Source organism: Gracilibacillus lacisalsi DSM 19029 (genome assembly GCF_000377765.1).
In the GTDB taxonomy this organism is placed as follows: Bacteria; Bacillota; Bacilli; order Bacillales; family Amphibacillaceae; genus Gracilibacillus; species Gracilibacillus lacisalsi.
Window position 1 is genome coordinate 72,340 of record NZ_KB898678.1, and the last position, 11,114, is coordinate 83,453.

General features: G+C 37.5%; 7 protein-coding genes and 1 pseudogene. 7 read left to right on the forward strand and 1 reads right to left on the reverse strand.

Annotated elements, in window-relative coordinates:
* The first annotated feature begins 71 nt into the window (after positions 1–71).
* Positions 72–1,496, forward strand: coding sequence for an aldehyde dehydrogenase family protein (locus D569_RS0118660; RefSeq protein ID WP_018933955.1), 1,425 nt, complete (start codon positions 72–74; stop codon positions 1,494–1,496).
* Positions 1,497–1,601: 105 nt separating this feature from the next.
* Here D569_RS0118660 and D569_RS0118665 read toward each other — a convergent pair whose 3' ends face one another.
* Positions 1,602–2,954 carry an MATE family efflux transporter gene (locus D569_RS0118665; RefSeq protein WP_018933956.1) on the reverse strand — a complete coding sequence of 451 codons (1,353 nt, stop codon included), beginning with the start codon at positions 2,952–2,954 and terminating at the stop codon, positions 1,602–1,604.
* 74 nt (positions 2,955–3,028) lie between these two features.
* Between D569_RS0118665 and D569_RS0118670 the strand changes: the two genes are divergently transcribed.
* From D569_RS0118670 to D569_RS0118695, 6 genes and pseudogenes are all read left to right on the forward strand, one after another.
* A complete protein-coding gene (locus D569_RS0118670; RefSeq protein ID WP_018933957.1) occupies positions 3,029–4,099 on the forward strand; it encodes an undecaprenyldiphospho-muramoylpentapeptide beta-N-acetylglucosaminyltransferase in 1,071 nt (356 codons plus the stop codon).
* Positions 4,100–4,178: 79 nt separating this feature from the next.
* Positions 4,179–5,009 carry an aldo/keto reductase gene (locus D569_RS0118675; protein ID WP_018933958.1) on the forward strand — a complete coding sequence of 277 codons (831 nt, stop codon included), beginning with the start codon at positions 4,179–4,181 and terminating at the stop codon, positions 5,007–5,009.
* A gap of 714 nt (positions 5,010–5,723) precedes the next feature.
* Positions 5,724–7,259 carry an NADH dehydrogenase subunit 5 gene (locus D569_RS0118680; protein ID WP_018933959.1) on the forward strand — a complete coding sequence of 512 codons (1,536 nt, stop codon included), beginning with the start codon at positions 5,724–5,726 and terminating at the stop codon, positions 7,257–7,259.
* Positions 7,259–9,886, forward strand: coding sequence for a DUF2309 domain-containing protein (locus D569_RS0118685; protein ID WP_018933960.1), 2,628 nt, complete (start codon positions 7,259–7,261; stop codon positions 9,884–9,886). Before D569_RS0118680 ends, D569_RS0118685 begins: the two co-directional genes overlap by 1 nt.
* Before the next feature lie 111 nt (positions 9,887–9,997).
* Positions 9,998–10,360 (forward strand): Na-translocating system protein MpsC family protein, encoded by a 363-nt coding sequence (locus D569_RS0118690; protein WP_018933961.1) that lies wholly within the window; start codon positions 9,998–10,000, stop codon positions 10,358–10,360.
* Between the two features lie 148 nt (positions 10,361–10,508).
* Positions 10,509–11,114: pseudogene (locus D569_RS0118695) on the forward strand (UDP-N-acetylmuramoyl-tripeptide--D-alanyl-D-alanine ligase); the annotation flags it as partial.

The following is an 11,114-nucleotide window of genomic DNA, read 5'->3' on the forward strand; positions in this document are numbered from 1 at the left end:
TTCGAGTCAAGGTTTAAACTAGTAAAAAAGTGGAATAACATTCATAAATCTGAAAACCGAGGTGTTAACTGATGCAGAAGTTTCAACTTTTTATTGATGGAAAATGGTTAGACACAAACGAATCATTGGATGTAGTAGATAAATTTTCTCAAGAAGTATATGCACGTGTTGCCAAAGCAGACGAAGAGATGGTAGACAAGGCAATTACTAGTGCGGCTAAAGCATTTGAACAGAAGAAGCTTTCTCCATATGAACGATATCAGATCTTACATAAAGCTTCTCAACTAATTGCTGACGAAAAAGAAGAGTTGGCGATGATCATTACCAAAGAAGCAGGGAAGCCATTAAAACAGGCACGAGCTGAGATTGATCGTTCTGCTCAAACTTTTTTAGTAGCAGCAGAAGAGGCAAAACGTATCCATGGTGAAGGTGTACCTGTCGAAGCAGCGCCCGGTTCTGAAAATCGAATGGCTTTTACGATCAAAGTACCAGTAGGGGTAGTTGGAGCAATTAGTCCATTTAATTTTCCACTTAATCTCGTTTCTCATAAAGTAGCCCCTGCCCTTGCTGCCGGTAATGCAGTTGTGTTAAAACCAGCGAGTAAAACCCCGATTTCAGCTTTAAAATTAGCAGAAATTCTAGATAAAGCAGGTTTACCGAAAGGATTATTGCAAGTAGTAGTTGGTTCCGGTTCAACAGTAGGTAATCAAATGATGAAAGATGAGCGTATCGCTCTTTACACGTTTACAGGAAGTGCGAAGGTAGGTTTGAAATTAAAACAAGAAACAGGCTTGAACCGACTAATATTAGAATTGGGCAATAACTCACCTGTGATAGTTGATAAAGAAGCAGATGTCGAGTTAGCAGCAAAAACAATAGCAGCACAATCCTTCGCTTTTGCTGGACAGGTATGTATTTCTGTACAACGAATTTATGTGCATGAAGAAGTGCAGGAGCTATTTCTAGATAAATTAAAAGAACTTATGGATGAGTTGAAAATAGGAGATCCAACTGATCCAGAAACAGATGTCGGTCCAATGATCGCAGAAGATGAGGCAGAACGTGCTGAAGAATGGATTCAAGAAGCTGTGAAAAAAGGTGCAACTATTTTTTATGGTGGTGAAAGAGAAGGTGCATTACTGCAACCTACTATTTTGACTGATGTCAAACCAGAAATGCGTGTAGTTTGTGAAGAGGTTTTTGCACCCATTGCAAGTGTCATACCATTTTCAGACCTTAAGCAGTGTATTCAGGAAATCAATCAATCGGATTATGGTTTACAAGGTGGCATTTTTACACAAAATATCGATACAGCTTATTATGCAGCGAAACATGTGGAAGTAGGCGGGTTGATGATCAATGATGGTTCGCAATATCGCGTTGATCTCATGCCATATGGTGGTGTAAAGGATAGTGGCAATGGTAAAGAAGGACCGAAATATTCAATAGAAGAAATGACCGAAGAGAGATTAATTGTAATGAATTTGAAGGTGTAGCTTATCTCAAGCTACACCTTTTTGACGAGTGTCCAGATAATTGGGAAAAGTGTCCAGATTTTGCTAGAAAGCGTCCAGAAAAATACAAAAAGTGTCCAAATAACATTACACCTGTTTTGCTAGCTTATTTTGCAGGTAATACATCCGTCCGAATAACGTAATCGCACCTGCTGATAGCCCAACGATTAATCCTAGCCAATAGCCATAGGCGTCTAGGTTCGTATAATTAGCGAATAGCCATCCGCTAGGTAACCCAATTAACCAATATGATATGAGAGACATCCAGAAGGTAATGTTAACATCTTTATATCCACGTAAAATTCCTTGCACCGGTGCACCAACGGCATCAGCAAATTGAAAGAAAATCGCATAATACAAGAAATGCTTAGTTAGTTCAATAACTTCAGGATGATCACTATATAAACGAGCAACTTGATCGTCCATTAAATAAATAATGCCGCCAGCTAAGAAAGCGATCACTACACCAAAAAGAATTCCCATATAAGAATAGGTCCTCGCATCCTGAACCCGTTTAGCTCCAACTTCAAAGCCAACAGCAATCGTTAAGGACATCGCAATACTTAATGGAATCATGTATAAAAACGAAGCGAAATTAATCGCTGCTTGGTGTGCGGCAATCGTATTGGTACTATACACACTTAACATGAAGGTTACTGCAGAGAAAATACTAACCTCGAAGAAAATCGAAAAGCCGATCGGAATTCCAAGTCGTAATTGACTGATCCACTCTTTGATAGATGGCTTGATCAATCGATGAAAAATCTTGTGACCGCGAAATGGTCGGACATAATGGACAATCAATATGGATAAAATTAAATTGACACAAAATGTTAATGCTGATGCAATGCCAGCACCAATTCCTCCAAATGCAGGCAAACCTAGTTTTCCGAAGATGAAAATATAATTAAATAAAATATTTAAAGGTAAGGAAATTAAAATGATTGCCATCGAAATTCTCGTGTGCCCTAGTCCATCAATATAAGAACGCAATAAGTTATAAACAAAAAGCGGAATCATCCCTAATCCAATCGAAATGATATAGTACTTTGCAACATGTTGTACTCGATCCTCCAAATCCATCAATGATAGAATAGGATCGATCAAAAAAGCACCGATCAACGTAACCACAACACCTAATCCAATCGATAAATAAATCCCTTGTTGGACAGTGAAAGGAATTTTCCCTTCTTCATTAGCACCTGTTAACTGAGCAACAATCGGAGACATCGCCATTAAAATACCGACAATCGCCATTTGTACCGGTACCCATAAACTAGAGCCAATCGCTACGCCAGCAAGATCTGCAGCACCCGCTCTACCAGACATAATCGTGTCAAAAAAGTTCATTGCATACATACTTACTTGCGTGATTAGAATCGGTATCAGTATAATCATAAAGAGTCTTATTTTTTCTTTGAGTGTTTTGGTTTGATACATATTCATTCTTCCTTTTTTTACAGTCGTAGAAGGATTATAACATATTTTGTTAATAGAGAGGACGGTTTTTATTTATGACCACTAAACAAATTATTTTTACCGGTGGTGGTACTGCAGGGCATGTCATGGTGAACCTAGCGATTATCCCGGAATTATTAAAAGATGGCTGGACAATAGATTATATCGGTTCGAAAAATGGTATCGAGAAGGATTTAATTGAACCATTAGAAGGGGTGACATATCATCCGATCTCCACTGGAAAACTACGTCGTTATTTTTCTAAGGAAAATTTTAAAGACCCATTTAAAGTACTAAAAGGGACATGGCAAGCACATCGGATAATTGGCAAAAAGAAACCTGCTGTCATTTTCTCCAAAGGTGGGTTTGTATCTGTTCCTGTATTAGTAGCAGCAAGGATGAGAGGTGTACCTGCTGTTATTCATGAATCAGATTATACACCAGGGCTTGCAAATAAATTAGCGATTCCTTTCGCTAAAAAAGTGTTAGCAACTTTTCCAGAGACCGTACAATACTTACCTGAGCAAAAAGCAGAATGGATCGGTGCCGTTGTTCGAGAAGAGCTCTTTACCGGCAGCAGGGAAAAAGGTTTTGACATGACCGGCTTTTCTAACAAGAAAAATGTTTTATTAATTATGGGTGGTAGTGCTGGTTCGAAAAAGATTAATCAGGCAGTACGTGAAGGTTTAGAAGAATTGTTAAAGCAATTTCAAGTTGTCCATATTTGTGGAAAGGATAATATCGATGAGACGTATGAACAAGAAGGGTATGTGCAATATGAATATCTCCAAGATGAATTGAAGGATTTACTTGCGATTACCGATATGGTTTGTTCGCGTGCAGGTGCTAATGCGATTTTTGAATTTTTGGCATTAAATAAACCAATGCTGTTGATTCCATTGTCACGTCAAGCAAGTCGTGGAGACCAGATTGTCAATGCCCAATCTTTTGAAAAACAAGGCTATGCAAAAGTGTTAGAGGAAGAAGAGTTATCAACGGATTCATTAGTTACTTCTCTTTTTGAATTAAAAAAAGATAAATTTGAAATAAAAGACAAAATGAATCAATACCGCTCCAGTGAAGCGAAAGAAAAGGTAATCGATATTATTAAAAATCAGGCTAATTAAGCAGTTTACTTTAGGAAATACCAATAGCATATTAAAATAGTGAGTGAATGGTTGATTAAAAAAGGAGGCGTTTCTACAAATGAGCTTAACTACTACATTAAAACTGAACAATGGAACAGAAATACCTGCAGTTGGACTTGGTGTCTACAAAGCGGAGCCAGGTGATGAGGTTTATCATGCGGTAAAATCAGCGCTAGAATTAGGATACCGTCATATTGACACAGCTTCACTGTATGCCAATGAAGAGGGCGTAGGTCAAGCCATTAAAGATAGTGGTATTCCTCGTGAAGAAATTTTTGTGACAACTAAAGTTTGGAATGATGAGCAAGGATATGAAGAAACAAAAGCAGCATTTAAGCGTAGTTTAGAACGTCTGCAAATGGATTATGTTAATTTATACTTAGTACATTGGCCAGTACCAGGTAAATTTACCGAGACATACAAAGCACTGGAAGAAATTTATCATGATGGTAAGGCAAAAGCAATCGGGGTAAGTAACTTCGAGCCACATCACTTAGAGGAATTGTTAAAAGAAGCAAAAGTTACGCCGGTAGTGAATCAAGTTGAGTTACATCCTCAGCTACAACAGCAAGCAGTTAGAGAGTTTTGTGCAAAACACGATATAAAAGTAGAAGCGTGGGCGCCATTAGGTAAGGCTCGTTATTTTGAGCATCCTGTGTTACAGGAATTAGCAGCAAAGCATAATAAAAAGCCTTCCCAAATTATTGTGCGCTGGCAATACCAAAGTGGCATCATTACGATCCCGAAGTCTGTTCATAAGGAACGCCAACAAGAAAATGTCGATATTTTTGATTTTGAATTATCTAATGAAGACATTGATAAAATAAAAACAATGGATGCCAATATCCGAATTGGCGCTCATCCTGATGAGTTTGATTACGGAATTTAGCATGAAAACACTTCTAGGATGAAGGCCTTGTTGTTGACACATTTTATAATTTAGTATATATTTATACTTAACTTAATATTCGACAGATGCTTATTTTTAACTTCTTAATTAATTTGGGCTTTAGCATTCTATTAATATTTCCCTATTGATTGAATGAAAAAGCTTTTAAACTATAAGAATGAAAAGGTAAAGTAAATCGGTATATGTAATAGCTTGGGTATTAGATTAGACAGATTTTTCTGATTAGAAGTGGGAATATAACTAATTTCCACCTTAATAAGGTAGTTCTTCAAAAAACTTCGGTGAAGTTAGTTGAAGTGAAACCGACAATTTTCAAGATTCAATGATTGTAAATTATCATTGTAGTTTTGAAATTGTCGGTTTTTTAATTGCCTAGGAAATAATAATGTTGTGCGATGGATACCTTATCGGAATAAATATCGCAATGTTCAGCCCCGAGTGCCAAAAAAACTAGATGACTTCTCTACGTAAGACATCATCAGCAGCTGACTGATATTTCTTTATCTTAGGTTATTCTGAAGTTGCTCTTGTTTTATGCGGGGACTTTCCACTTTTGTTCTTAAATAAATTCAATTCAAAATTTCATAATGGAGCAAGATAAAATATAGGACTTATTAGAAAAATATATGAAATGACCTTTTTTATTTTAAAATTTTTTAAACGTTAATATCGTTTTTGAGGGGAGAATGTTTTGTGTTAGATTCATTGAGTTTGTCATCATCTTTAACCTTATTTTTCATTATGCTTATTGCTTCTGGTCTTAGCGGACTCTTGTTTTTACACCCACGAGTACCATTGAGTTTTGTTCGTATTCATATTGGTATCGTGTCTTTGCCTCCTTTAGTTGCTTTATTTGCTCTTATAAATGCTAGTGTGAATGGAAATGTTGGTCCATGGTACGTGGATTCCTTAGCTTGGTTAATGGTTTTCTTTGTGCTTGCAATTGGTTTAATCATCCAGCGTTTTTCAGTACGTTACTTAATGGGAGACCGCTCTTATCGTAAGTATTTTATGCTTTTTACATTCACGACAGGTGTTGCTTCCATTACATGGTTAAGTGGTGATATTCGCTTGATGGTTATATCTTGGGGAGCCACTCTCATTGGTTTAACCTTCCTTATAAGGTTAAACCGTGGTTGGAAAGTAGCTGATGAAGCGGCCAAGGTTTCTGCTCGCTTATTTACATTAAGTTGGTTTTCGTTATTGATTGCAATGATTTGGCTTTTTGTAGTAACAGGCCAATGGCAGTTATCATTAGCTCTAACAAATGAACATTTGGCACAACTAGGACAATGGGAGAGAACAGGGATAAATTTATTGATTGTATTAGCAGTAATCATTCCTGCAGCTCAATGGCCTTTCCATAGGTGGTTAATTGAGTCTGTTGTTGCTCCGACTCCTGTTTCTGCAATCATGCACGCTGGTTTAGTAAATGCAGGTGGGATTATGCTAACTCGATTATCACCACTATTTAATGGTGATATAGCTTCAATTGTATTACTTATTCTTGCAAGTATCTCTATTTTGATTGGATCTGGAATTAGTTTAGTTCAGGTTGACTATAAACGTCAGTTGGTAGGATCTACGATTGGTCAAATGGGGTTTATGCTCGTTCAGTGTGCATTAGGTGCGTATATAGCAGCGATTATTCACCTTGTTTTACATGGTTTGTTCAAAGCAACGCTGTTTTTACTGGCAGGTTCTGCAGTACGACGTTATGAGGTATCGTCTCGTATTAATGAACGGTCAGCCTATTTATGGGTCTTGGCTGGCCGAACATTAGCCTTATTAGTAGGGGTTGCATTTTGGCTTACGGCTCCAGGAGACGGGTATCAATTGATTAGTGCGCTAATCCTAGGGTGGTCATTGTCCGTTTCTTGGACACAACTCGTGGCTTTTGGACAGGGGAGAATCGGTCGTATTGCTGGCCTAATATTTTTAGGAGGTTCTGCCATCATTTATTTTATCATTCATAATCTCTTTTATGAGTGGTTGCATACAACTGTTTTTCAAGGTGTTCAACCTCCAATGTTTGTTGTCATCATTGTCGTAGGCCTCTTATTAATTGGTAGTACTATAGGTTCATGGGCGTCCCGTAATCGTTCTTCTGTTTCCTACTCAGTACTCTATCTTTGGTTAATACGACTAGGTGAAGCAAAAACTAAATCAATAGAAAGTCATCCAAACTACCTTAAACAGCTATTTTTATCTCAAGGAGGTAATAAGTGATGGACGTATCATCCGTTTTAACAAAAGAAAATGAAAATAATAACGATACAAATAAGAATTTTCAAGAAATGGACATCAATACAATAATTGAATCAGCTAGTCGGGTGATTGCGCCACTATGGCCTATTTCTACGTTTGCAGCACGTAATCCATGGATGGGACTAGAAAAGCAATCTTTTGATGAGGTTGCAGATTGGTTAAAAGATACTCGTGATGTTGATATCTACCCTAGTGCTTCCATGATTCGTTCGGCAAAAAGTAAAGGTGAGATTGATGAAGCATTTGTAAAAATGGGTCTACAGCGTTGGCTTGATACCCATCCCTTTAATATCCCAAGGGATGTGGCAGAGCGATTTTGTCAGGCTGCACTCAAATTGGATCCATTACCTTCAAGCCTCTTATCATCACATAAGTTGGAGAAAGCGGTAGAGGAATTTAGTGGCCTGAATTTGGATAGCATCAAGAATTCCTCTATACAACCAATGAGTTCGTTTGTAAAAAAACAAGATGGTGAGAAGTTAATTAAAATTCTTGATAATCATGTTATCAAATGGTGCAAAGTGTATCTTGATGAATTTCAAGCGGGTTGGACAATGCCACATCGTGAGGAAGGTTTCTATCGTGCTTGGCGACGTCTCATTCAATACGATCCGGCACTTAGTAAACATCAGCGTCAAAACCTAAAAGATTGGCCACATGAGGCACCCTTGGCATTAAAAGAAGCATTGTCTTTAATGGAAATCCCTACGTCAGAGATACAGAATTATCTTGAAGGTCATTTACTTTCGTTACCTGGGTGGGCAGGAATGATGCTTTGGCGCTCTCAACAAACGAGCCATGAACAAGAACTCTTAACAGACTATCTAGCAGTTCGAATTTCTCTGGAGTGGGCGCTTATAAAGCCCTATTTACCTTTGAGTAATCAACGAACGGAGAGTGAAGTTTCGCTTACTACTTTGTTAGCATCTTGGATTCATTGGGGTGGTCTTACTATAGAGGATTGGTTACAGATGTCAGCCACTGAACAGCATGAATATTTATCATTTGCTTACAGCTTTGATGAGATGCTTCGTCGAAAAATATGGTTAGAAGCTTGGGAGCAAACACACACAGATCAATTAAGTCAGAAGTTAATATTTAAACAGCGTGAGACTAAACGAAATCATTCAACATTAGCTCAATTAGCATTCTGTATAGATGTGCGTTCAGAACCTTTTCGTCGTCAACTAGAAAAAGAAGGGCCGTTTGAAACGATTGGAATTGCTGGTTTCTTCGGGTTACCGATTGCAACTAGTGAATTAGGTAGTAAACATAGTCATGCATCCTTGCCAATTATACTGAACCCACAGCATAAGATAAAAGAGTACGCAGATGAAGAGGAACTCGATAAATACCAACAACGTAAGCAAGCAGTTAATTCCTTAAGCAATACGTTTAAAACGATGAAACAGAATGTACTAGCGAGTTTACTGTTACCAGAATTAAGTGGACCTTGGCTCAGTCTACAAATGGTAGCACGTAGCTTTGTGCCAAGAAAAGCAAATCGATTCATACGTAATTTACGTGAGTCTTGGATACGTAAACCTAATACAAAACTCTCGCTTGATCATGAAGATAATACAGAGGAGAATCTACCTGTTGGTTTCACTGAAGAAGAGAAATTGAGTTATGCTCACCAGGCTCTAAAATTAATGGGTCTAACAGAGAAGAAATTCGCACCTTTAGTCGTAATATGTGGGCATAGTAGTCAAAGTATAAACAATCCCTATGCCTCTTCTCTTGAGTGCGGTGCCTGCGGTGGTGCGGCAGGTGGATTCAATGCAAGAGCTTTAGCCAATTTATGTAATCTTCCAGAGGTAAGGAGAGGGCTTTCTGCTAAAGGAATTGAAATTCCTGATGACACTATTTTTGTAGCTGCAGAGCATAAAACGACGATAGATGAATTACACTGGATTTATGTTCCTACCCTCTCTGAAGCTGCACAAGAAGCATTTGATTGTATTGAAGCTATTATGCCGACGGTGAGTCGTAATGCCAACGCAGAACGTTTAGCTCAATTACCAGGTTTCCAATCTAAACTAAAAAATCCAAATGCTGAGGCACAACGATTTGCGGACGATTGGAGTGAGATACGTCCTGAATGGGGATTAGCTCGTAATGCTGCTTTTATAATTGGTCAACGAGAATTAACGCAGGATTGTGACTTGGAAGGTAGAGCCTTTCTTCATAACTATGATTGGAAACAAGATGAAAGTGGCGATCTCCTAGAAAACATCATTGCAGGACCAGGAACAGTGTCCCAGTGGATTAATCTTCAATATTACGCTTCAACGGTAGCGCCACATTATTATGGAAGTGGAAATAAAGCAACGCAAACCGTTACAGCAGGTCTAGGCGTTATGCAAGGTAATGCAAGTGACTTGTTAACTGGACTACCTTGGCAATCCGTTATGCAATCAGATTCCGAAGCATATCATTCTCCTCTTCGTTTGCTGATTGTCATCCAAGCGCCTAGCGAATATGTCGAACGATTATTGAATAATGATTCAGTATTCCGCGAAAAAGTTGAAAATGGATGGGTGCGCCTTTCAAGTATTGATCCAGAAGGACATTGGAAAAATTGGTGATTACTATAAATGATTTGCTTTGCTTAATGAACAAAAGTATTATTTGTTATGGACATAAAAATTAGAAATATAAATAAATAGATAATTTATTGATCGTTAGGAGATGAGTTTGTGAAAGTATCTAAAGGCGCTTATGAATCTGAGATAAGTAAGGCAATTACGCAATGGGAAAAGGACTATCTTGGGCGTGGATCTGTATCTGTCAAGACAGATATATTACGGGATATGGTGATTGTCAATCTACAAGGTATTTTAACCCGAGCAGAATATAATGTTTGTGAAACCAAAGAAGGAATGTTAACGATAAAGAAAACTCGTTCAGAATTAGTTGAATCAGGTATAGAAGATCTTAAAAATATTATACTCACTATAACAGGAGAGGAAGTAAAAAGTTTCCATACTGATATAAGCTCTCGCACTGGTGAACGAGTGATGGTATTTAAATTATTCAATGATTTTGAAAAAAATATTTAATGTAAAGAGAAATATAAATATTTTGATTGAATTGAACGAACTAAGAGTAGAATTCAGTATACTACTATATTAGCGTGTTATGAGAACAAAATCATCAAGTTGTGGTGATTGTAGATACCGTCTTTGAAGAAGATAAAGGAGCAGTTTGATGATGGAGATTATATTTTCAATTGTCAGTGTATTATGGATGGTATATGCATTCTTTCGAGTGAAACAATCGATCCATATGCTGCAATTAAACAGTTATTTTAACAATCGATTATGGCGATGGATGACAGAGCATTGGTCAAAAGTTGTACCTATTCATGAGTGGTTAGCACTTATTTTCGCCCTACTATTATTTTTGGAGTGGAATTGGCTCATATTCGTGATCGCATTGCTAGGTCTATTCGTGCCTAGAACGAAACAAGAAAAGAAAAAATTAGCTGTTACCGCACGTGTCAAACGTCTGATTACGACTATTGCGATTATTTATCTTTTCTTATTCGCAACGAGCTTGCATTTTATTTGGAATGATTACCCGTTAAGCTATGCTGGGTTAGTGATGGTGCTAGGTTCGATCTTCACATATGGAGTAGTGTTATTGGCTAATCTTATTAACAAGCCGATTGAAAATAGAATCAAAGAATACTATTATCAAGATGCAAAACGAATGATCAACAGTGCCAAAAATACGAAAACAATCGGAATTACCGGTAGTTTTGGTAAAACAAGTACAAAGTTTATTTTAGATACGATTTTGTCATCACATTTT

Bases quoted from the DNA above. Each gene is read 5' to 3' on its own strand.
- D569_RS0118685 (WP_018933960.1), top strand. From the start codon at position 7,259: ATGGACGTATCATCCGTTTTAACAAAAGAAAATGAAAATAATAACGAT.
- D569_RS0118660 (WP_018933955.1), top strand. From the start codon at position 72: ATGCAGAAGTTTCAACTTTTTATTGATGGAAAATGGTTAGACACAAAC.
- D569_RS0118665 (WP_018933956.1), bottom strand. From the start codon at position 2,954: ATGTATCAAACCAAAACACTCAAAGAAAAAATAAGACTCTTTATGATT.
- D569_RS0118670 (WP_018933957.1), top strand. From the start codon at position 3,029: ATGACCACTAAACAAATTATTTTTACCGGTGGTGGTACTGCAGGGCAT.
- D569_RS0118675 (WP_018933958.1), top strand. From the start codon at position 4,179: ATGAGCTTAACTACTACATTAAAACTGAACAATGGAACAGAAATACCT.